Annotated in this window: 17 protein-coding genes and 1 other RNA gene; 10 read left to right on the plus strand and 8 right to left on the minus strand. The window is 62.0% G+C overall.

Going from position 1 to position 21,665, the window contains the following annotated elements; translation table 11 throughout:
* Positions 1-9: 9 nt before the first annotated feature.
* From J5441_02630 to J5441_02640, 3 genes are read right to left on the minus strand one after another with little or no spacing between them, the layout of a single operon-like run.
* The gene (locus J5441_02630; GenBank protein MBO4934050.1) at positions 10-3,024 is read right to left on the minus strand and encodes a family 16 glycosylhydrolase; all 3,015 of its coding nucleotides are present in this window, start codon (positions 3,022-3,024) and stop codon (positions 10-12) included.
* Positions 3,025-3,037: 13 nt separating this feature from the next.
* The gene (locus J5441_02635; protein ID MBO4934051.1) at positions 3,038-5,815 is read right to left on the minus strand and encodes a family 16 glycosylhydrolase; all 2,778 of its coding nucleotides are present in this window, start codon (positions 5,813-5,815) and stop codon (positions 3,038-3,040) included.
* A gap of 40 nt (positions 5,816-5,855) precedes the next feature.
* Entirely contained in the window at positions 5,856-6,923 is a 1,068-nt protein-coding gene (locus tag J5441_02640) for a branched-chain amino acid aminotransferase (protein ID MBO4934052.1), read from the minus strand.
* A 261-nt stretch (positions 6,924-7,184) separates the two neighbouring features.
* Between J5441_02640 and ffs the strand changes: the two genes are divergently transcribed.
* From ffs to J5441_02690, 10 genes are all read left to right on the plus strand, one after another.
* An RNA gene (gene ffs, locus J5441_02645) (signal recognition particle sRNA small type) lies at positions 7,185-7,271 on the plus strand.
* A gap of 66 nt (positions 7,272-7,337) precedes the next feature.
* Positions 7,338-8,978: a DNA polymerase III subunit gamma/tau gene (gene dnaX, locus J5441_02650; protein MBO4934053.1), complete on the plus strand. Its 1,641-nt coding sequence runs from the start codon at positions 7,338-7,340 to the stop codon at positions 8,976-8,978.
* 11 nt (positions 8,979-8,989) lie between these two features.
* Positions 8,990-9,331 carry a YbaB/EbfC family nucleoid-associated protein gene (locus tag J5441_02655; protein MBO4934054.1) on the plus strand — a complete coding sequence of 114 codons (342 nt, stop codon included), beginning with the start codon at positions 8,990-8,992 and terminating at the stop codon, positions 9,329-9,331.
* 40 nt (positions 9,332-9,371) lie between these two features.
* A complete protein-coding gene (recR, locus tag J5441_02660; protein ID MBO4934055.1) occupies positions 9,372-9,971 on the plus strand; it encodes a recombination protein RecR in 600 nt (199 codons plus the stop codon).
* On the plus strand, positions 9,968-10,444 hold the full coding sequence (gene smpB, locus J5441_02665; protein ID MBO4934056.1) for an SsrA-binding protein SmpB: 477 nt from the start codon (positions 9,968-9,970) through the stop codon (positions 10,442-10,444). Before recR ends, smpB begins: the two co-directional genes overlap by 4 nt.
* Positions 10,441-12,180, plus strand: a complete 1,740-nt coding sequence (locus J5441_02670; protein ID MBO4934057.1) for a bifunctional homocysteine S-methyltransferase/methylenetetrahydrofolate reductase — start codon at positions 10,441-10,443, stop codon at positions 12,178-12,180. Before smpB ends, J5441_02670 begins: the two co-directional genes overlap by 4 nt.
* Positions 12,177-12,971: a dihydropteroate synthase gene (locus tag J5441_02675; GenBank protein ID MBO4934058.1), complete on the plus strand. Its 795-nt coding sequence runs from the start codon at positions 12,177-12,179 to the stop codon at positions 12,969-12,971. Before J5441_02670 ends, J5441_02675 begins: the two co-directional genes overlap by 4 nt.
* Positions 12,968-13,801 (plus strand): alpha/beta hydrolase, encoded by an 834-nt coding sequence (locus J5441_02680; GenBank protein ID MBO4934059.1) that lies wholly within the window; start codon positions 12,968-12,970, stop codon positions 13,799-13,801. Before J5441_02675 ends, J5441_02680 begins: the two co-directional genes overlap by 4 nt.
* A gap of 53 nt (positions 13,802-13,854) precedes the next feature.
* A complete protein-coding gene (locus J5441_02685) occupies positions 13,855-14,649 on the plus strand; it encodes a zinc ribbon domain-containing protein (GenBank protein ID MBO4934060.1) in 795 nt (264 codons plus the stop codon).
* Between the two features lie 125 nt (positions 14,650-14,774).
* A complete protein-coding gene (locus tag J5441_02690; protein MBO4934061.1) occupies positions 14,775-16,463 on the plus strand; it encodes a hypothetical protein in 1,689 nt (562 codons plus the stop codon).
* 59 nt (positions 16,464-16,522) lie between these two features.
* Here the strand turns inward: J5441_02690 and rhaD are convergent, their stop codons facing one another.
* From rhaD to J5441_02715, 5 genes are all read right to left on the minus strand, one after another.
* Positions 16,523-17,338 (minus strand): rhamnulose-1-phosphate aldolase, encoded by an 816-nt coding sequence (rhaD, locus tag J5441_02695; protein MBO4934062.1) that lies wholly within the window; start codon positions 17,336-17,338, stop codon positions 16,523-16,525.
* Positions 17,335-18,570 (minus strand): L-rhamnose isomerase, encoded by a 1,236-nt coding sequence (locus J5441_02700; GenBank protein ID MBO4934063.1) that lies wholly within the window; start codon positions 18,568-18,570, stop codon positions 17,335-17,337. Before J5441_02700 ends, rhaD begins: the two co-directional genes overlap by 4 nt.
* Positions 18,567-19,928 carry a rhamnulokinase gene (locus J5441_02705; GenBank protein MBO4934064.1) on the minus strand — a complete coding sequence of 454 codons (1,362 nt, stop codon included), beginning with the start codon at positions 19,926-19,928 and terminating at the stop codon, positions 18,567-18,569. Before J5441_02705 ends, J5441_02700 begins: the two co-directional genes overlap by 4 nt.
* Before the next feature lie 57 nt (positions 19,929-19,985).
* Positions 19,986-21,122, minus strand: coding sequence for a molecular chaperone DnaJ (gene dnaJ / locus J5441_02710; GenBank protein ID MBO4934065.1), 1,137 nt, complete (start codon positions 21,120-21,122; stop codon positions 19,986-19,988).
* Between the two features lie 33 nt (positions 21,123-21,155).
* On the minus strand, positions 21,156-21,665 hold a 510-nt coding region (locus tag J5441_02715; protein ID MBO4934066.1), incomplete at its 5' end, for an Hsp70 family protein.

Below are 21,665 nucleotides of genomic sequence, written 5' to 3' on the forward strand. Positions count from 1 at the left end.
GCCGTTTTGTCACTTCTTCGTCAGGCGCATGACGTAAAGTCCCGTAGCGGGCTGATTCATACCGAACATAACGCGCTTGCCGGAGCAGAACGAAACGCTCTCCACCCAGTTCCCCGAGTCGTCGGCGACGGTGACCGCTTCAAGCAGCGTTCCGTCGCTGCGGTAGGTGCGGACGGAGCCGTCGTAGGAGCAGGCGGCGATCATACTGCCGTCCTTGGAGACGTCGACGTCGCGGACGAGGGAACCGTAGCCGCCCATCAGCGAATAGAGCCTGCCGGTGGAAACGGTGAAGATACGCAGGTCTCCCGATTCGGACGCGCAGACTACGCGTCTGCCGCCGTCAAGGAAGCGCACCTTCGTCACCGGCGCGGTGCGGGTGTTCTTCATCTTGTTTACGCGGGCGCCGGAAGCGGCGTCCCAGACGATGACGTTGCCGTTCTCGTCGGAGGTGACGAGGCGGGAGCCGTCCGCGGTCAGATCTATGCCTCTGACGGCGGACGTGTGTCCGGTCAGCGTGTGGCGGAGCGCGAAGCTCGAAGCGTCGTAAATCTGCACTTTGGAGTTGCCGAGCGCGAGCGCGACGGTGTTGCCCGCCGCGGCGACGGCGCGGATGTCGCTCTCGAGATCGACCTGCTTGACCTTGTTGCCGGAGGCGTCGAAGACGAACATGGCGCGGGAATAGCTCGACTGGTCGTCGTAGTTCCTGCCGCCGGCGACGACGTATTCGCCGTTGCCGGTGAAGGCGACCGCGTCGTGGTAGACGTGGTAGTTATCGACGTCCCACGCGATAAGGTCTTCCGTCTCGCAGAAAGTCAGCACGCCGTCGCGGGAGCCGGCGACGAGCATCTTGCCGTCCGGAGAGAAGGCGGCGCAGGTATAGATCTTGCCCTTTCCCTTCATCTCGCCGAGCAGCTCGGACTTCTTGGCGTTGTAAAGCTTGATATCGCCGCCTCTGCCGACGACGGCGGTGTATTTGCCGTCCGCCGAGGTAACTATAGCCTTGACGCGGTCGCTGCCGAGGTTATGCACGGTGGCGGCTCCGGCGTCGGCGGAGAAGTTCGCGGTCTGCGAAACCTCGCCGCTGCGCTTGTAGAAGCGGACGTAGTCCACGTAATAATACGACGTATCCGGCATACCGTCCGGCAGCTGATCGTTGCCGGGGCCGGAAACGGAGGTGTTCAGTATCAGGAAGTGCGGCTGAGCGCCGAAGCCCCAGCGCATGGAGTCGCTGTTGACGTTCAGCGTCATATATAGCATCCCGTCGACGAGTATCCTCACCTGCTCGGAATCCCATTCCGCGGAGTAGACGTGGTATTCGTCGCTGAGCAGCTTGTCGCGCGAGATCGGGAAGTTGTAGTTCTTCGACATATGGTAGCCCTCGTCGCCGAACCAGTGGAGCGTTCCGTAAAGGTTATGCCCCTTGACGATGCCCTCCTCGGTGCTGTTCTCGGCGTCGACCCAGCCGTTTTCCATAATGTCTATCTCGCCGTCGTGCGGCCATATGCTCTCGGCGCCCATCATCCAGATCGCGGGCCAGATGTACGCGCCGCCCGGGACCTTCGCCCTGACGTCGACGCGGCCGAAGGACTGACCGTATTTGCCGGAGGTCTCGAGCGAGGCGCTGGTGGCGTGGTAGCCCTTGTATTCCTCGATCTTGCTCTTGATGACGAGGTTGCCGTTTTCGATATAGTGATTGTTCTCGCTGTCGCGGTAATAGATGGGCTCGGTATCGCCGCGCGTTTTGCCGTCGGCGGGAGTCCACATCGAACGGTCGAGCTTTTCGCCGTCGAACTCGTCCGCCTTGACAAGCTCCCACGCGCCGTAGTCGTACTCCGTCAGCTTCATAGAGCCGCCGGTGCCCTTCTTCAGCACCGCCTTGGCGCTCAAGGTCGCGAGCGAGTAGGCGTCGGCGTAGGTTATCGCGAAGTTTCCGCCGCCGAGCGGCTTGACGCCGAATTCCTGCTTGGCGTTCGTCATATCCGCCTCCTTCATGAAGAGGTCGAACTCGACGTTGGTGGTCAGCGCGAGGCCGGTGCCCTTGTTGACAATGCGGTAGGCGCCGGAGGCGCATTTGTATATCTGCCACAGCTGGGTGTCGTCGCCGACGTCCTGGGTGAAGGTCAGCGCCTGGTTATCGTCGTGCATGACGAGCGTTTCCGCCCATTTGAGCTGGCGCTCGGTTATCGCGGGCCCGTAGGTCAGAACGGTGCCGCGGGAATCGGTTATCTTATAGAACTTTTCGTTTGAAACGGAGGAAGCCGTGTGGACGTAGACGCCGCCCTTCGCGGTCTCCAGCGTTTCGGCGTACGCCGCGAGGTTCGATACGTAGCACTCGCCGTCAGCCGCGAAGGCGATCGAGTTTATCGAAGGCAGCACATCGATGAGATACGTTCCCTCCGCGCCCTTGAATAGATCGAATGAAACGCGGATATCCGACGCCTGCGCCGGAACGGGCAGGTCGGCGGCGAAGGCGGTCTCGCCCGCCTTCAGCGTTACGGTAAGTCTGCCGGACGGGGCGGCGGCTTCAAAGTGAAACGTCAGTCCCTCCGCGTTCGCGAGCGCACCGCCGAAGGGGTCTCCGTCGGAGGCCGCGCTGCCGGTGAACTTAACCGCGTCGGCGGTGCCGTCCGGAGCGGCGGAGCGTTCCGCGGCGGTGAACGCCGCGAGTCCGGGGATCCCGACGGACTCGAACGCGCCGTCCTTCAGCGCGGCGACGGCGCGGCCGATATCGGCGATGGAGTTCTCCATATCGGAGGACTTGCATTCGGGGTCGTCGTAATGGCGTTTCGCGTTATCCACGGCGCCGGTCAGGTATTTTCTCGTCTGCTCGTCGGCGTTGCCGAAGATAAGCGGCTCCGCTTCCGCGATCTTCGCGGCGAGAGGCGCTTTGTCGTCGACGGGCTTTACCTGCTGTTCCTCACCGGAGGACGCGGCGCTTTCGCTGCCGCCTCCCTCTTTCGCGGAACAGGCGGCAAAGGATAAACACATTATCAGCGCGAGGAGCGCGGCTGTAAATCTTCTCATCTCGTTCTCCTTGTCAAATATTCCAGACGCAGTAGTCGGTATTCAGAATGCCCATCGCCGCAAACAAACGCGAGCCGTCGGCGGAGAAGGCAATATCCATGACCCATCTGCCCTTGGGGTTGTCGGTGCGGAGCGCAGTCAGATAAGCTCCGTCGCCGTCGAAAAGTCTGACGCTGCCGTCGTAGGAAGAAACGGCGATGCGCTTTCCGTCCGGCGAGAACTTCGCCTCGCTGACGAGCTCGGCGAAGCCGCCGAGCGTCGCGGACTGAGTTCCGGTCGCGGAGTCGAACAGGCGGGCGCAGTTATCCGCGCAGACCGCGAGCAGACTCGAGCCGTCCGGTGAGAAGCGCACGCGGCGCACAGAGGACGGGTTGACCTTGCCGGCGGCGCACACCTTCTTTTTCTTCAGGTCGCAGAGGTATATTCTGCCCGCCTCGTCGGAGAAAGCGAGGGAACCGTCCGGCGCGAAGTCGACTCCGCGCATCGCGGCGCCGTCTTCGTTATCGAAGCGGAATACCTGCGTCAGCAGCGGCAGCTCGTAAACGCGCGCGCTGCCGTCCGAGCAGACAGCGGCGGCGAGTTTGCCGTCCGCGGAAACCGCGGCGTTTCTCACGTCGCTGCCGGTCGCGGCTTCTGAAATCAGCGCTCCGTCTACGCCCCAGAGGCGCAGGACGCGGCTTTCCTTCGCGTTCGGCCTGCCGCGCTCGATCGTGTCTCTGCCGCCGGCGAGGAAGGCCTTGCCGTCCGGCGTGAAGGCGGCGAACTCGTTGAAGGTGCCGGCGTCGTCGATGACTAGCGGCGCCTTCGTGAAGTCGGCGCAGTCGTAGATGAATATTTCTCCGTCGCGGTTCGGCACACAGAGCCTGCTCCCGTCCGGAGTGAAGGTGATCGCCTCGACGGCGACCTCCGGCTCGCGCAGCGTGAAGAGCAGCTCGTCTTTATGCTGCCCGTAGACGAAGACCTCTCCGCCCTGCCCCGCGGCGGCGGCGTATCTGCCGTCCGGAGAGGCGCAGACCTTGTTGAGCCATTCGCGCGCCGCGCCGTTGACGTAGTCGGGCGCTTTCGCGTCTTCGACCGGTTCGGCAGCGCAGGTCACTTCTCCGGCGCGCTTGCAGCAGCGCACCCAGTCGATATAATAGAGCGATTCGGCCGGCGTTTCGGGATACGCCTTCTCTTCACCGGGGCCTCTGACGGAGGTGTTGAGAATGAGGTAGTGCGGGTTGTCGCCGAAGCCCCATTTCTTGCCGTCGGAGTCGAGGTGCATCGCCATATAGAGCATATCGTCGGTGTAAAGGCGCAGGTGGTCGTATTCCCACTCCGCCGCGTATGTGTGGTAGCGGTCGTTGAGATTCTCGTAATCCTTGAAGCAGAAGTCGACGCCTTTCTCCATGTGCTTGCTGACCTCGGTCGCCCAGTGGAGCGTGCCGAAGAGCTTGGAGTCCAGCTCGCCGTGTTCGCCTCCGCCGACGAGCTCCATGACGTCGATCTCGCCCTGGTACGGCCAGTTGCCGACGATGCCCATCGACCAGAACGCGGGCCATATCCACGCGCCGGTGGCGAGACGCGCGCGCATCTCCATCTTGCAGTAGGTAACGCCGTAGAGCCCGCGCGTATCCATATACGCGCCGGTCTGCGGGATGCCGTCGTATCCGTCGCCGGAGGTGCGGATGACGAGGTTGCCGTCTTCCGTCCAAAAGTTCTCCTTGCGGTCGAGGAAATAGACCGGCTCGGTATCCGGCCTTATCTTTTTGTTATAGACGCCCCATACGCTCCTGTCGAGCTCCTCGCCGTCAAAGTCGTCGCGGAAGGTTTCCACCCATTCGTCCTCGGCGATCTCGAAGAGCGCCCAAACGCCGTCCTTGCAGTTCTCGCAGGTCAGTGGCCTGCCGCCCTCGCCTATTATCGAGAACTTGCCCGGGCCGGCGGGCAGCAGGTCGAAATCCTGCGACGGACAGTTCATATTGACGTCCGTCGGGAAGGGCTTGCCATGCTCGTCGAGCTGGATATGATTGGCGTTGGATTTGTTGATAACGTGGTATTTGCCGTATTCGGTCTTATAGAGCTGCCACTCCTGCGTATAGTCGCGGGCGCGCTTCTCAAGCGCGAGGTGCTGTCCCTTGTCGGTGTGGATCAGCGACTGCTCCCAGCGCAGGTCGGTCTCCTTTATGCGCGGGACGAGCGCGAGGGCGCGTCCGGTCGCTATATCGACGATCTTATAGAACCTGTCGTTGCGCGTTTCCGTAACGGGATCCTCGGAGTAAGGCGTGCGGAGATCCGGCTCTACCTGCTCGCTGAAGAAGCAGAGCGGCGTTACGCGCACTTCGACGTCCTCGTCGGACTCAAGCGCGACGACGATGCGCTCCGCGCGCCTGACCGCGGGAACGAAAAGATCGTAAGTCAGCCAAAACGTCGTCTTCTCCTGTGAAAGTCCGATGCCCTCGATATAGGAGAATCCGGCGTCGGAACCGACGCCTACGGTCAGCGTCGCGTCGCCGCTTCTGCCGTCGTACTCGACCTCGAGCGCGATGCCGTCGCAGGGCGCGGCCTCACGCATCGGGAAGTCGGCGGACTTTCTGCCGCCGGCGGCGACGGTGATGATTTCAGGCAGCGCGCCTTCCGTCCGCTTCGTCTTCGCGGGGCGGACGCTGTTCACCGCGCGGTGAAGCCCGTTCAAAACGGCGCGGTCGCCGGACGCTTTTTCGGCCTCCGCTATGCAGCGGCGCAGGTTCTTCCTGCCGCGTTCGGCTATGCCGGAGCAAAGCAGCGCCTTCTCTGTCGCAAATCGTTCCATAAGAAGTGTCTCCTTGAAGTGTGTTATTACGTATCGGGGATTACAGCTTGACTTCTTCGGTCCAGCCGAGGACGTCTTCGCTTCTGCCGTACTGCAGGTCGGTCAGCTCCTTGTAGAGCTTGTGGGACATATCGCCGATCTTGCCGCCGTTGATGGTGTAGGCGCGGTCGCCGATGTGAAGCTCGCCGATGGGCGAAATGACCGCCGCGGTGCCGCTGCCGAACGCTTCCTCAAGCGCTCCGTTCTCGGCGGCTTCCGCCAGCTCGTCGACGGAAAGGCGGCGCTCGACGACGGGCTCGCCCCAGTGCTTAAGCAGTTCGATGCAGGACATTCTCGTGATGCCGGGCAGGATGCTTCCCTGCAGGGCGGGGGTGACGTATTCGCCGTTGATCTTAAAGAAGACGTTCATCGCGCCGACTTCCTCGATGTACTTTCTCTCGACGCCGTCGAGCCAGAGCACCTGCGAGTAGCCGAACTCGTGCGCGTCCTCCTGCGCCTTCAGCGAAGCGGCGTAGTTGCCGCCCGTCTTCGCGAAGCCCATGCCGCCTCTGACGGCGCGGACGTACTTGTTCTCGACCCAGATCTTGACGGGGTTCAGGCCCTCTTTGTAATAAGAGCCGACGGGCGAGAGAATAATAATGAACAGGTATTCGTGACCGGCGCGTACTCCGAGGTGCGGGTCGACCGCGATGATGAACGGACGGATGTAAAGCGAAGTGCCGGGCTCCTGCGGGATCCACTCGGCGTCGAGCTTGATGAGCTCCTTCAGCGCTTTGAGCGCGAAATCGACGTCGATCGGCGGGATGCAGAGGCGCTCGTTGGAAACGTTCATGCGCTCGAAGTTCTTGCGCGGACGGAAGAGCAGCGTTCTGCCGTCGGCGGCGTGGTACGCCTTCATGCCCTCGAAGACCTCCTGGCCGTAGTGCAGGCACATCGCCGCGGGCGAAACGGATATGTCGCCGAAAGGTACTATCCTGGCGTCGTGCCAACCCTGTCCGGCGGTGTAGTTCATGATGAACATGTGGTCGGTAAAGTAATCGCCGAAGGTCAGATTGCTGTAATCCGGCTTCTGCTTTCTCTGCGCGACTTTTTCGACTCTGATTTCCATTTTTTACTCTCCTTCTGCCGTATCGGTGCGGCTTTTTGTTTTGGGCAAACGCCGTCCGATAACAAGGCGTCGTTCGCGTCGGATGGTATTCCGAAATTATAAACCATTATAATTATACAACGGCGGCGGTCATATTTCAATAATTAGTTGTGTTTTCGGCGCAAAAATATCAATTTCGGAGCAAAAAAACTTGCATATCCGCGCGGGATATGTTAAAATATCCGCAGGAACAGACAGCGGGTGTTCCGAAGAAGGGCGGCATGAACGCTGCGGGGACCGGCCGCGAATCATGTCAGGCGGGGAACCGAGCAGCATTAAACGGTACCCGTCTCGTGCAGCCGTAGGGCTGTCCTTCTTCGGGACACCCGCGTCAGTTTATTCATAAATCATCACGAACTCTCCAACGGAGGCAGTATGAAACAGGCGCTTTACCGCAAATACCGCCCGGCCGACTTCTCGCAGGTCGCCGGCCAGCAGCAGGTCACCGTCACCCTCAGAAACGAGGTCGCCGGCGGCAATATTTCGCACGCCTATCTTTTCACCGGCGTGCGCGGCACGGGCAAGACCTCCTGCGCCAGAATACTCGCCAAGGCGGTCAACTGCCTTTCGCCCAAGGACGGCAACCCCTGCAACGAATGCGAGATCTGCCGCGCGATTGACAGCGGCACGCTGACCGACGTCATAGAGATCGACGCCGCCTCCAACACCGGAGTCGACAACATCCGCGCGCTGCGCGAAGAGATAAGCTATCTCCCCCAGCGCGCGAAATACAAGATATACATAATCGACGAAGTGCACATGCTCTCCGCGGGCGCCTTCAACGCGCTGCTGAAAACGCTCGAGGAGCCGCCGGAGCACGCCGTCTTCATCCTCGCGACCACCGAAGTCCACAAGCTGCCGGCGACGATACTTTCGCGCTGCCAGCGTTTTAATTTCCGCCGCATCGACGCCGAAGCCCTCGCCGCCTACCTCTCGCATATCGCGCAGGCGGAAGGCTTCGCCGTTACCGACGACGCGCTGCGCATGCTCGCCGCCGCCGCGGACGGCGGAATGCGCGACGCGATAAGCCTGCTCGACGTCTGCCGCGCCGCGAGCGACACGGTGGACGCCTCCGTAGTCGCGCGCGCGGTCGGACTTTCCGGCAGCGAGCGCGTGCTCGAGCTCTGCGGGCTGATAGCGGACGGCGATATTTCCGGATGCCTCTCCGCGCTCGCCGCGCTCTACGCCGATTCCAAGGAGCCGGAGCGCCTCTGCGAAGAGCTGCTCGCCGCCCTGCGCAACGTGCTCATAATGAAAACGGCGGATAACGCCGCTTCTCTGATAAACACCGATCCCGCCGGACTCGAAAGCATAAAACGCGTAGCGAAGCGCTTCACGCTCGGCAGGATAATGTCCTCCGTCGCGGCGGTCAACGACGCAATCGCGCGTATGCGCTTCGCCTTCGACAAGAAGACGGAGGCGGAGATGTTGCTCGTTTCGCTCTGCGTCGCCTCCGGCGCCGTCTGCGCGGAACCCGCGCAGCCCGCGGTGCAGCCGAAACCCGAAACCAAGCCCGAGCAAAAAATCGCGCCCCCCGTCATCCTGAGCGAAGCGAAGGATCCCACGCCTTCCGCAGACGTCCCGCAGGATGAGGCGGATTCCTCGCGCGAAATCCTCGGAATTACAGAAACGCAGCCCTCTGCGGAAGACAGCAACACCTCATCCGCCCCTTCGGGGCACCTTCCCCTCGAGGGGAAGGCTCCCGAGCCTGCTCCCGAGCCCGTTCCCGAGCCCGCTTCGTCAGGCGCGGCCGGAATGCTCGCGGCGGCGCTTCCCGAAATACGCAAGGCTTCGCCGATGCTCGGCGCCGTGCTCAGCGGCTCGAGATGCAATGCAGAAGGCGACGTTTTCACCATCCACTCCTCCGCCGACTGCGTCGTTTCAAACACGAAGCTTATATCCGACGCGCTTTTCAGCGCGAGCGGCATACGCTACAACGTCGTGACGGACGCGGAGGAACCGCCCTTCAGCAAGATAGACGAACTCGACGAAAGATTAAAACAACTCTTTGATTAGGAGGCTACAATATGAAAGCGAGAATCCCCGGAGCCGGCGGCATGGGCAACATCATGCAGCAGGCGCAGAAAATGCAGGAACAGATGCAACAGACTCAGACCGAGCTCGAGGAAAGAGAGTATGAGACCTCGGCCGGAGGCGGCGTGATCAAGGTCAACATCAACGGCAAAAAGGAGATCACCAAGGTCACGATAGATCCCTCCGTCGTCGATCCGGACGACGTGGAGATGCTCGAGGACCTCGTAGCCGCCGCCGTAAACGAAGCGATACGCACCGTCGAGGAGGACGCGGCCGCGGAAATGGGCAAGATCACCGGCGGCATCGGCGGTCTCGGCATACCCGGACTTATGTAACTTTCGCCGCCCTTCGCGGCTGAACGGAGTTTTTCACTCTATGAAGTATTACGCACCGCTGCTCGAACAGCTCATCGAGCATTTCGAGCGTTTCCCCGGCATCGGGCGCAAGACCGCGCAGAGAATGGCGTTCTTCGTGCTCAATCAGCCGGAAGAAAAAGTCAAAAGCTTCGCCGACTGTCTTGTCAGCGCGAAATCGGAGATCCACCGCTGCAGCGAATGCTGCAACCTGACCGACGGCGAAAAGTGCTCCGTCTGCGGCGATCCCTCGCGGGACCGCGCGACCATCTGCGTCGTTGAGGAGCCGAAGGACGTCGTCGCGCTCGAAGCGGTCGGCGAATACCGCGGGCTCTATCACGTTCTGCACGGCAGCATCTCCCCGCTCGAAGGCGTCGGCCCCGACGATCTGACGGTAAAGGAGCTGCTCGCGCGCGTTTCGCAGAATCCCGGGACCGAGGTCATCATGGCGACCAACCCCGACGTTGAGGGCGACGCGACCGCGCTTTATCTATCCCGTCTGCTCCGCCCGCTGGGGGCGAAGGTCACCCGCATCGCCTACGGCATACCCGTCGGCGGCGAGCTCGAGTTCGCGGACGGCGAGACGATCGCCCGCGCCATCGAGGGGAGGCGTGAGATATGACCGCCAAAAAGGACAAAAACGAACAGAAGTTCATCGCCCGCAACAAGAAGGCTTATCACGATTATTTCATCGAGGAGACCTACGAGGCGGGTATAGAGCTTGCCGGCACGGAGGTCAAGAGCCTTCGCCTCGGCAAGTGCAACCTCAAGGACAGCTACTGCGACTTCCGCGGCGGCGAAGTTTTCGTCGTCGGGATGCACGTCAGCCCATACGAGCAGGGCAACATCTTCAACAAGAACCCCCTGCGCGACCGCCGTCTGCTTATGCACAAGCGGGAGATACTGAAGCTTTTCAACGCCGTGCGGCAGGATGGACTCACCGTCGTGCCGCTTTCCGCTTATTTCTCCGGCAGGCGCGTGAAGCTCGAAGTCGGCCTCTGCCGAGGCAAAAAGCTCTACGACAAACGCGCCGCCGCCGCGGAACGCGACGCCAAGCGCACGATCGACAGAAAGATGAAGGAACGCAACGTATGATACGGCTCTATCCCGACCGCCCGTTCATATTCGACGGCGCATTCGGAACCTGCTACGCCGGCCTTTACCACGGGGACACCCCATGCGAGCTGGCGAACGTCAGGCATCCGGAGCGCGTTATCGCGCTGCACAGACAGTACGTCGCCGCCGGCGCGGACGGTATAAAGACCGACTCCTTCACGCTCAATCGCGTCAATTTCCCGGACGAAGCGCTGCTTCAAGAGCTCGTCGCGGGCGCGATCCGCTGCGCGAACGCCGCCGCGGCCGGAAAGGCCGCCGTCTTCGCGGATATCGGCCCGATCCCCGACGGAACTGCGGCGGACTACGCCGACCTCGTCGATATCTTCATACGCCGCGGCGCGGAAAACTTCCTTTTCGAAACCTTCGCGGAGTTCGATCCGCTCAATGACGCGCTGACGCGCGTCAGAGAAAAACTGCCCGAGGCGGGCGTCATCGTCAGCTTCGGAGCCGCGCCCGACGGCTTCACGCGGCACGGCAACGCGCTGACCGCGCTCGTCGCGGAGGCCGCGGCGCATCCGGCGGTGGACGCCGTCGGTTTCAACTGCGTCTGCGGTCCGGCGCACGCCGCAAGGCTCGCCGCCGAACTGCGCGTTTCAAAGCCGCTCTGCGTCATGCCAAACGCCGGCTACCCCGTCGACGTCGGCGGCAGGACGGTCTATAACGACAACGCCGACTACTTCGCCGAAAGGATAAAAGAGATCTGCGCCAACGGCGCGAAGCTCGTCGGCGGCTGCTGCGGAACGACTCCCGCGCATATCGCCGCCTGCGTTGCTGCGCTGAAAAGCGCGCCGGCGCCGAACGCTCCCGCGCGTCCCTCTGCGGAAACCGGAGCCGTGCGCGAGGAGGGCGCCTTCGCGCTGAAGCTTCGCGGCGGCGAACGCGTCGTCGCGGTCGAGCTCGATCCGCCCGCGGATTCGCGACTTTCCGACGTCACGGACGCGGCCGCGCTGCTGAAAAACGCCGGCGCGGACGTGATCACCTTCGCGGACAACCCCCTTTCCCGCGCCCGCGCTGACAGCTTCATGACCGCCGCCTGCGTTCACTGGCGCACCGGCGCGGAGGTCATGCCGCACCTGACCTGCCGCGACAGGAACCACCTCGCGATAAAGTCCTCCCTGCTTGCCGCGAACGCGATGGGAGTACGCAACGTGCTCGCCGTGACCGGCGATCCGCTCTCCAACGACGAAATGAAAAGCAAGGGCGTTTTCGCCCTCAATTCGTATAACCTTATCGGCTACCTCGCCGGACTGAACTCCGCCGAATTCGCTTCCGCGCCCTTCTGCATAGGCGGCGCGCTGAATATCGGCGCCGCCAACTTCGACGCCGAGCTCGCGAGAGCGAAGGAGAAGGCCGCGCGCGGCGCGGAATACTTCCTCACCCAGCCGGTCGGCTCGGAGCGGGCGCTTGAAAACCTCAAAAAAGCGCACGCGGAGCTTGACGCGCCGGTGCTTGCGGGCGTATACCCCGTCGCCGGATACAGAAACGCGCTCTTCCTGAAAAACGAAGTCTCCGGCATAGACGTCCCCGATTCGCTCATCGCCGAACTCAAAGACAAGAGCCGCGGGGAAGCCGCGGAGATCTCCGTCCGCTACGCCGCTTCGGTCGCCGAAAAAGCCGCTCCCTACTGCCGCGGCTTCTATATCATGACGCCCCTGAAGCGCGTCGATATCGTCGCCGCGCTGCTCGAAAAGCTCAAGGAGAAGCAACTGATATGATTTACCTCGTAGGCGAAAAACTCAACAGCTCCGTCCCCTCCACCGGCGAGGCGATGCTCGCGCGCGACTTCGACAGACTCGCGGCGCTCGCGCTGGCGCAGGCGGAGGCGGGAGCGTCCTGCCTTGACATAAACACCGCGCTCTGCGGCGCGGACGAGATTGATATGCTCCGCCGCGTCGCCGACCTCGCGGTCGAAAAAACGAACTGCGACGTCATGCTCGACTCCCCGAATCCCGCCGCGATAATCGCGGTATTGCCGCACCTTCGCGGCAGAAAAACGATCATCAACTCCGTCACCGCCGACGAGCGGCTGGAGGAGCTCGTACCCGCCGCCGCCGAATACGGCGCGGGAGTCGTCGGACTGCCGATACGGTCCGGCGCGATACCCTCCACCGCGGAGGGACGGCTTGAAAACGCGCTCGCGATACGCGCGCGCCTGAACGCCGCGGGAATACCCGACGAGCGCATCTATATCGACGCGCTCGCGGAGTCCGTCGCCATGGGCGGCGACGCCGGCAGGACGCTGCTCGAAACGACGCGCCTGCTGCGCCGCGAGCTGCCGGACGTACACGTCATCTGCGGACTTTCAAACGTCTCCTTCGGTCTGCCGAAGCGCGCGCGTCTGAACGCCGCCGCCGCGACGCTGCTCGCGGAAGCCGGCGCGGACAGCTTCATCTGCGACGCCGCTTCCCCCTCGCTGAAGGCCGCGCTGACCGCCTGCGAGGCGTTCACCGGCAAAGACGAATACTGCATGGAATACATTACTCAGATAAGGAGCGAGGAGCAATGATCACCGACCGCGTATATCCTCAGATCGACTATGAAAAATACGGTCTCGTTAAGGGCAGCCGCGACGTTTACGTCGATCTGTACGTCACCGAGCCCTGCACCGAAGACCCTCTGCCCCGCCCCGCGGTCGTCGTTCTGCCCGGCGGCGGCTACTGGTTCTGCAGTCCGCGCGAGGCGGAGCCGATCGCGATCGCGTTCGCGCGCAGGGGTTACGCCGCCTTCGTGCTGAACTACTCAATCGAAACGGGCGAGTTCCCCTCCCAGCTGCTCGAAGCCGCCTGGACTGTCGACTTTGTCCGCAGGAACGCGGAAAAGTGGCATATCATGCCGGATAAGATCGCCGTCTGCGGCTTCTCCGCCGGCGGACACCTCGCCGCTTCGGTCGGCACGATGTGGAACGCGCCCGAGGTGCGCGATATCCTCGGCTTCAAAAACGGCGAAGCGCGTCCCGACGCGATGATCCTCGCCTACCCCGTCATCTCCACCGGAGAATTCATCGAGTGGGGCTCGATAATGAACCTCACCCAACGCAAGGCGGAGACCGATCCCGCGCTGATGGCGCGGCTTTCGCTCGAGAACGCCGTCGACGACACGACGCCGCCCGCGTTCATCTGGCACACCGCCGACGACACCTGCGTCAAGGTTGAGAACTCCCTGCTCTTCGCCTCCGCGCTATCGGCGCACAAGATACCCTTCGAGCTGCATATTCTGCCGAAGGGCGATCACGGGCTTTCGCTCTGCGATCCCGCCGTCGATATCCCGCGCGAACGCGCGATCCCGTGGATCACCGGCTGGACGGAAAGCGCGTCGGTCTGGCTCGACAGACTCTGAGTCAATACGCGGCCCGCGCCGCATGAATATTAAAAAAACACGGAGGATGCGTTATGTTTTGCACAAAATGCGGAAACCAATGTGAAGACGGCCAGCGCTTCTGCAACAACTGCGGAGCGCAGCTCGAAGCGGCTCCCGCCGCGGAAGAGCCCGTCGCCGAAGCTCCCGTTATCGAAGAGCCCGTTATCGAAGAACCCGCCGCGGAAGCGGTTGAAGAAACCGCGGAAGAGGTCTCCGGAGCCGTAGAAGAAGCGGCCGAAGCCGCCAAAGAAACCGCTATGGACGAGCCCGTATCCTTGCAGCCGCCCTTTGCCGCTCCCGAGGCCGAGCAACCGTATTCCGGGTATCCGGTCTATCAGCCGCCGATGCAGCAGGAATACTCCGCGCCGGCTGCCGCACCCGTCACGCTCAAAAAGAAGAGCGGCGTCGGCAAATGGATCGCGCGTATAGTCATCTCCTGCCTGCCGCTGCTGCTGACCTATCTGGCGCTCTTCGTCAGCGGGATAATCTGGCCCGGCTCGCTGCTGCCGATGAATCCGAATCTCGTGCTTTCATCATGGGCTCCGGAAGCGAGAACAATCGCCATCGTCATCCTCGCGGTGATCTGCGCCTCCGTTCTGCTGCAGATAATATGCCTCGCGGTATGGGCGCTCCGCAAGAAGGGCGATCCCGCGCTCCGCGACTGGGCGGTCGGCTTCACGGTCGTCGCGCTCGCGGTAGTCGTTGCGGCGATACTCTTCTCGCTCGGGATGATGCTTTTCAATGACAACTACCCGCGCCTGTTCAGCTTCCTCGAAGGCTACGTCGCGCCGGTCAGATACATAGGCCTGCTGATTTCGGTGCTCTGATACCTGCACGCACACGCGCCGCGTTCAAACCGAACGCGGCGCGTTTTTGCGCGAATTAACTCTTGACTGCCCGCGAATATGTGCTATAATGTATTTGTATAGATATGTGCGAGGGGTGAGCGAAGATGAAAAAACTCAAAACGTTCATAGCGATCCTGATATGCGCCGCGTTGCTGCCGGCGCTTCCCGCCTTGCGCTCTGCGGCGTATGACGGAAGTATTTATATAAACAACATAGAAGAACGCGCCTCTTCGCTCGGCATCACGGAGGAGCAGCTGACGGAGCTGGTCGGATACTTAAACGATTCGCTCGCCGCCTGCCGCATAAGGCTTGACGTTTCATCATACGGCATAGACAGCAACCAGGCAAATGTGATCATGATCCGCGATTTTATTTCCGATAACCCGAAGGCGTTTCACGTTTCCAACGTGCGCTATGCGGTCTCCGGCGGCAAAATCGTAAGTTTTATCATTTCATACAAGACCGACATAAACGGATACCTCGAGCAGCTCGCGGAATGCGACGCCGTAGCCGAACGGCTCACCGAGGGCATTACGCCCGATATGCCGGAAGCTCTGAAGGTACTGCTCGTTCACGACAGGCTGATAACCCACTGCCACTATTCCGAGGACTACGACTACGAGAACGGCAGATACGCCGACGACGACTACAACGCCTACGGCGCGCTCGTGGGCGGCAAGGCGATATGTCAGGGTTACACGCTCGGGCTTTCGTACCTGCTGGACTACGTCGGGATAAACAGTTACACCTGCGCCTCCGACAGACTCCTCCACGCCTGGAACATAGTTATCGTCGACGGCGAGAAATACCACGTCGACGCCACGTGGGACGATCCTCTTTTCGATATTCCCGGCAAAGTTGGACACTGGAACCTGCTCTCGTCGAGCGACAAGCTCTACGCCTCCTATCCCACCGCGCACAACGCGGATGACTACGACGTCTCCCCCGTTTCCGTGCTTTACAACAACCGCTCATGGTACGGTTCGCAGTCGCAGTTCTGCCTGCTCAACGGCGAACTGTATTACATCGATAACACTGCCGCGGCGCTCTGCTCATATGATTATGATTACGACGCGTCCACGTACATTCTCGACCTTTCCGACTACTTTTGGCCGGCTGGCCCGTATTCCGCGTGGAACGGCAACTACTCCCGCCTCGCCTGCGACGGTGAATACCTCTATTTCTCGTTGCCGGACGGCATATACCGCTACGACCCCGCCAGAGACCGCGTCGAAACCTTCTTCACGCCGAATATGTCCGGACACGATTACTTCTCCGTTTACGGCTTCACGATGGAGGACGGACTCCTGACCTGTCTCGCGGCCGCCACGCCGAACCTCCGCAACGAAACCGAAAAGGAATACTACACCTACCGTTACGCCGCTTCGGCCGACGCCGAACCGGTCGTCAGCGGAGTCGAACAGGGCGGCGTTTACGACGCGCCCGTAACGATAAGCTGGGACGTCGGCGAAGGAACGCTCGACGGCTCGCCCTTCGATAACGGCGGAACCGTTTCCGACCCCGGCGAGCACGTTCTCGCGGTCGTCAACGGCGGCAAGGCGGTCACGCTGACCTTCACGATAAACGCCGCGCAGCAGATGAAGGGCGACGTCGACGGCGACGGAGAGATCACCGTTGCGGACGCGCTCTCGGTGCTCCGCGTCGCGGCGAGGCTCGCGCCTTCGACGCCGGAAATGCTCGCCGCCGGCGATATCGACGGCGACGGCGCGATCACGGTAGCGGACGCGCTGTCCATCCTGCGCGTAGCCGCGAAGCTTGTAACGAGTTTGTGATTCAGGATAAAAACGAAAAACCCTCCCAAGCGGGAGGGTTTTTTATATGGGTTTTGGTTTTACAGATCGAGGAAATCCCTGCGGTAATCGACGCCGAAGCGTTCGGCGGCAGCCTTCAGCTGCTCGTCCGTGATTGTGTTCACGATCGGCAGGTGCGCGGTAAGCATATAGAGCTGCGCGGCCTTCTCCACCGTTTCGATCAGGCCGAAGGCTTCGTCGAGGCTGCGTCCGGTGCCGTAAATGCCGTGGGACGCCCAGACGACGAGGCGGTATTCCTTCATCTTCGCGGCGGTCGCTTCGCCGATCTCGTTCGTGCCGCAGACCATCCACGGCATGACGCCGACGCCGTCCGGAAAAACGATGACGCACTCTGTGCACTGCTCCCAGAGCGTGTGGGTGAAGGAGCGCTCGTCGAGCGGGTGGACGCGGGTCATCGCGACGGTATTCGTCGGATGGCAATGCGTGACGACGCGGTGAAGCGGATCGGCGGCAAGGCGCGAAACGTGCGTCATCAGGTGCGCCGGCAGTTCGCTCGTGAAGCTACCGCCGTCGCTGAAGCCCCAGAGAAGCTCCGCTTCGGAGCCGTCCGCGGAAATGCGGATCACGCCGAGGTCCTTCTCCGGCTGCTTTTCAATATTCTTGAAGTATTTGCCGGTGCCGGTCACGATGAAGATCCGGCCGGCGAGCGCCTTCGCGTCGAAGCCCGTCGGGATGCGGCGCAGAACGCGGCTTAGGTCGAGATATTCGGCGACCTCCGCTTCGTCAAGCAGCATGCTGATATTGCCGCCGTTGCGCTCGTCCCAGCCGAGGCGGTACATATTCGAGGCCGTTTCGCATATCTCGCGCAGGAACGGCGCGGAAAGTATATCCTTCATATCCTCTTCTCCAAAACGTCTTTTTCGTATTTTTTTATCTCCGTCAGATAGTCGGACGGAACGCCCGCGCGGCGCAGGAGCTCTTCCCAGACGTCGCCGAAGGGCAGCACGCTCTGCTCCTCGCGCTTCACCATCAGCGCGGTGAAGTCGGCGGCGTCCTGCAGCTTCTTCAGCTCCGCGGACGGCTCGAGCAGCGCCAGCAGCAGCGCCTTGCGGACGCTTCTGACGCCGGTCACCCACGCGGAAACGCGGTTTATCGAGGCGTCGAAGTAGTCGGTGGCGATGAACGCGCGGTCAAGTCCGCCGCAGCGGACGAGCTCGCGGGCTATCTCCTTCGTTTCGTCGTCGAAAAGCACGACGTGGTCGCTGTCCCAGCGGACGCCGCGGGTCAGATGCAGCGCGATGCGCGGGTTGAAAAGCAGCAGCGACGAAAGCTTATCCGAAACGAGCTCGGTCGGGTGGTAGTGCCCGTTGTCGAGCAGCGGCACTATGCCCTTTTTTTCCGCGTAGGAAAGGCAAAACTCCGCGCTGCCGACGGTGTATGACTCCAGCCCGATGCCGAAGACCTTCGACTCGAGCGAAACGAAGACTTTGTCTTTGTCGTACGGGACGGAAAGGATCTCGTCGAGCGACTTTCTGAAGCGTTCGCGCGGGCCGATGCGGTCGGCGGGGATATCCTTGTAGCCGTCCGGTATCCAGAAGTTGACGAGGCAGGGCTCGCCCGTCTCGCGCGCGAAGTATTCCGCGATCTCGAGGCAGCGCTTGCCGTGCTCCACCCAGAACGCGCGGACTGTTTCGTCCGGCGAGGAAAGCGTCAGGTTATCCTTCACCATCGGGTGAGAGAAGAAGGTGGGGTTGAAGTCGATGCCCATCCCGCGTTCCTTCGCGAAGTTCACCCAGAAGGCGAAGTGCTCCGGCTTCAGCGCGTCGCGGTCGGCGCGTTCGCCGCCGAAGACGGCGTAGCAAGCGTGCAGGTTCAGCTTCATCCTGCCGGGGACGAGGCGGACGACCTCGTCGATATCCGCCGCGAGTTCGGCGGGAGTACGCGCTCTGCCGGGGTAGTTCCCCGTAGTCTGTATGCCGCCGGTCAGTCCGCCGCCGTTATCGAAACCGATGACGTCGTCGCCCTGCCAGCAGTGGAGCGAAATCGGGACGGAAAGCAGCTTTTCCATCGCCGCTTCGGTATCGACGCCGAGCGCGGCGTATTTCGCTTTCGCTTCTGTATAGCTCATTCGTCTTCTCCCTTTCCGTCGATAAGCTCACGCGCCTGCGCGAGAGTTATCCTTTTATCGCAGATGATCTGCGAGAGCAGATTGCCGGCGGCGGTCGCCTCGACGGGCCCCGCCTTCACCGGCAGTCCGGTGTATTTTTCGGTCAGTTCGTTAAGGTAAACGTCGCGGCTGCCGCCGCCTACGACGCGTATCGCGCGCGGCTTGACGCCGGTTATCGCGGCTATTTCCGAAACCGCCTCGGCGTATGACTCCGCAAGAGAATGATACACCATATTCAGCGCGCGGTCAAGTCCCATTTGCGGCTCGCCGGTGAAAGCGCGCACCGCCTCGAGCATATTCGCAGGCGCGAGGAACGCGGCGTCCGTCACGTCGATGCGGGCGTGTCCGCCGCAGGCGCGGGCGGCCTCCATCATCTCGTCGTAGGTCATCGATTCGCCGATATCGCGGCGGATGCACTGGAAAAGCCACATACCCATGTAGTTTTTCAAAAAGCGGAAACGGCGCCCGACCCCGCCCTCGTTGGTGAAGTTCGCGCTCCGCGCCGCTTCGGTCAGGATCGGCGAAGGCGTTTCCACACCGATTAGCGACCACGTTCCCGACGAGATATAGACGTCGCCCTCCCCGAGAGGACACGCCGCTACCGCGGAGGCGGTGTCGTGGCTCGGTGCGGCGGCGACTTCGCAGTCGAAGCCGACCGTTTCGGCGATCTCCGGCGAGAGCCGCCCGATAAGTGCGCACGGCTCGGCAAGCGGGCCGAAAAGCCGCTTCGGGAGGCCGAGCTTTTCGATAAGCTCCGCGTCCCATTCGCCGCTTTGCGCGTTGACGAGCCCCGTCGTCGTCGCGTCGGTGTATTCGTTTTTCATCACGCCGGTAAGGCGGTAGGTTATATACGCCGGAAGCATAAGCATACGCTCCGCGCGGTCGAGACGGCCGGCGAGCTTGTCGGCGTAAAGCCGGTATACCGTGTTGAACGGCTGCTTCTGTATGCCGGTATGCGCGTAGAGTTCCTCCGGCGGCGTTATCGCTTCGACCGCGGGAACGGCTGCCGCCGTTCCGCCGTCACGGTAGGCGTAAACGGGCGCGATGAGCGCGTTATCCTTATCGAGCAGCGCGTAGTCCACGCCCCAGGTGTCGACGGCGACGCTCTTCGGCTTCACGCCGAGCGCAGCGCAGCGCTTCATACCCTCGACGACCTCGGAAACGAGCTTTTCGGCGTTCCAGACGAGGCGATCTCCGGCCCGCTCCATGCCGTTGTTGAAGCGGTAGACCTCGCGCAGCTTCAGCCGCCCGCCCTCGACGGATCCGAGGACGTGCCTGCCGGACGAAGCGCCGATATCGACTGCGAGATAATACTCCATAATACCTCCGGATATGACAATCGGGACGGACCGAAACGGGCCGTCCCGCGTTTGCTTTTATTTGAAGATATCCTTGAACTTGCTCTTGAAGGCGCCGCGCTCGGGATGGTTCTCCTCCCCGATGCCTTCCGCCATCTGACGGACAAGCTCCTTCTGCTTTCTGTTCAGATTCTTCGGCACGACTACCCTGATGTGCACGTATTCGTCGCCGTTCGCGCCGACGGAGCCGCGCTTGCGGACGCCTTTGTTGCGAAGGCGGAAAACGTCGCCGTTCTGCGTCCCCTCGGGTATCGAATACTTGACCTTGCCGTCCGGGACGGGCACGGTCAGCTCCGCGCCGAGCGCCGCCTGCGCGAAGGTCACGGGGACCTCGATATGCAGGTCGTAGCCGTCGCGTTTGAAGACCGGATGCGGCTTGACTCTGATGATGATGTTCAGGTCGCCGCTGCCGCCGCCGTTGGCGCCGGCGTCGCCTTCGCCCGAAAGGGTGATGACCTGGTTATCGTCGATACCGGCGGGTACCTTGAAGGTTATCTTGCGCTGACGGCGCACCTTGCCTTTGCCGCCGCAGGTCTTGCAGGGAGTCTTGATGATCTTGCCCGTGCCGCGGCACGCATCGCAGGCGGTCTGCACCTGCGTCATGCCGAAGACGCTGCGCTGCTGGCGGATCACGCGGCCGGTGCCGTGGCAGACGGAGCAGGTCTCCGCCTGCGTTCCCGCCGCCGCGCCGCTGCCCTTGCAGTCGCCGCAGGACTCGACTCTGCCGATTTCAACGGTCTTTTCGCAGCCGAAGATGGCTTCCTCGAAGGTGAGCGCGAGCGCGGCCTCGACGTCGCGTCCGCGCACGGGGCCGTTCCTTCTGCCGCCGGAGAAGCCTCCGCCGAAGAACGAGCCGAAAATGTCGGACAGGTCGAAGTCGGCGAAACCGCCTCCGCCGAAACCGCCTCCGCCCGCGCCGAAGTTGGGGTCGACGCCGGCGTGACCGAATTGATCGTATTTGGCTTTTTTGTCCGGGTCGGACAGGATCGAATATGCCTCGTTCACTTCCTTGAACTTGGCTTCGGCGTCCTTGTCGCCCGGATTGAGGTCGGGATGGTACTTCTTCGCCAGCTTGCGGTAGGCGTGCTTTATCTCCTCTTCGCCGGCGGTCTTGTCTACGCCCAGGACCTCATAGTAATCTCTTTTGTCAGCCACGGCAATCTTCCGTTCGTGTTAGTTTAGTCGCAATTACTCGACGTCTTTGTAGTCGGCGTCGGTGAAGTTGTTGTCGCCGCCCTGCGGACCTTCGCCGCCTTCAGCGCCGCCGTTCTGCTGCTGCTCGGCCTGCGCCTTCGCGGCCTCTTCCTTGTAGATACGCTCGGCGACCTTGTAGAACTCCTTCTGGAGCGCCTCCTCCGCCGCCTTGATGGCGTCGTTGTCGGTGCCCTTTAGGGCTTCGCGGGTCTTCTCGAGCTCGGCGGTGACGGCCTTCTTCTCGTCCTCGGTGACCTTGTCGCCGAAGTCGTTAAGCGACTTCTCAATCTGATAGACCGACTGGTCGGCGCTGTTGCGCGTTTCGGCGGCCTCCTTGTTCTTCTTATCCTCTTCGGCGAACTTCTCGGCCTCCTGAACCGCCTTCTCGATGTCGTCCTTGCTCATATTGCTGGAGGCGGTGATGGTGATCTTCTGCTCCTTGCCGGTGCCCTTATCCTGCGCGGAGACGTTGACTATGCCGTTGGCGTCGATGTCGAAGGTGAC

The sequence above is a fragment of the Clostridia bacterium genome, assembly GCA_017620395.1.
Taxonomy (GTDB): Bacteria; Bacillota; Clostridia; order Oscillospirales; family RGIG8002; genus RGIG8002.

Excerpts from the sequence above, each read along its gene's own strand:
- J5441_02630 (MBO4934050.1), bottom strand. The coding sequence starts at position 3,024 with ATGAGAAGATTTACAGCCGCGCTCCTCGCGCTGATAATGTGTTTATCC.
- J5441_02635 (MBO4934051.1), bottom strand. The coding sequence starts at position 5,815 with ATGGAACGATTTGCGACAGAGAAGGCGCTGCTTTGCTCCGGCATAGCC.
- J5441_02640 (MBO4934052.1), bottom strand. The coding sequence starts at position 6,923 with ATGGAAATCAGAGTCGAAAAAGTCGCGCAGAGAAAGCAGAAGCCGGAT.
- dnaX (MBO4934053.1), top strand. The coding sequence starts at position 7,338 with ATGAAACAGGCGCTTTACCGCAAATACCGCCCGGCCGACTTCTCGCAG.
- J5441_02655 (MBO4934054.1), top strand. The coding sequence starts at position 8,990 with ATGAAAGCGAGAATCCCCGGAGCCGGCGGCATGGGCAACATCATGCAG.
- recR (MBO4934055.1), top strand. The coding sequence starts at position 9,372 with ATGAAGTATTACGCACCGCTGCTCGAACAGCTCATCGAGCATTTCGAG.
- smpB (MBO4934056.1), top strand. The coding sequence starts at position 9,968 with ATGACCGCCAAAAAGGACAAAAACGAACAGAAGTTCATCGCCCGCAAC.
- J5441_02670 (MBO4934057.1), top strand. The coding sequence starts at position 10,441 with ATGATACGGCTCTATCCCGACCGCCCGTTCATATTCGACGGCGCATTC.
- J5441_02675 (MBO4934058.1), top strand. The coding sequence starts at position 12,177 with ATGATTTACCTCGTAGGCGAAAAACTCAACAGCTCCGTCCCCTCCACC.
- J5441_02680 (MBO4934059.1), top strand. The coding sequence starts at position 12,968 with ATGATCACCGACCGCGTATATCCTCAGATCGACTATGAAAAATACGGT.
- J5441_02685 (MBO4934060.1), top strand. The coding sequence starts at position 13,855 with ATGTTTTGCACAAAATGCGGAAACCAATGTGAAGACGGCCAGCGCTTC.
- J5441_02690 (MBO4934061.1), top strand. The coding sequence starts at position 14,775 with ATGAAAAAACTCAAAACGTTCATAGCGATCCTGATATGCGCCGCGTTG.
- rhaD (MBO4934062.1), bottom strand. The coding sequence starts at position 17,338 with ATGAAGGATATACTTTCCGCGCCGTTCCTGCGCGAGATATGCGAAACG.
- J5441_02700 (MBO4934063.1), bottom strand. The coding sequence starts at position 18,570 with ATGAGCTATACAGAAGCGAAAGCGAAATACGCCGCGCTCGGCGTCGAT.
- J5441_02705 (MBO4934064.1), bottom strand. The coding sequence starts at position 19,928 with ATGGAGTATTATCTCGCAGTCGATATCGGCGCTTCGTCCGGCAGGCAC.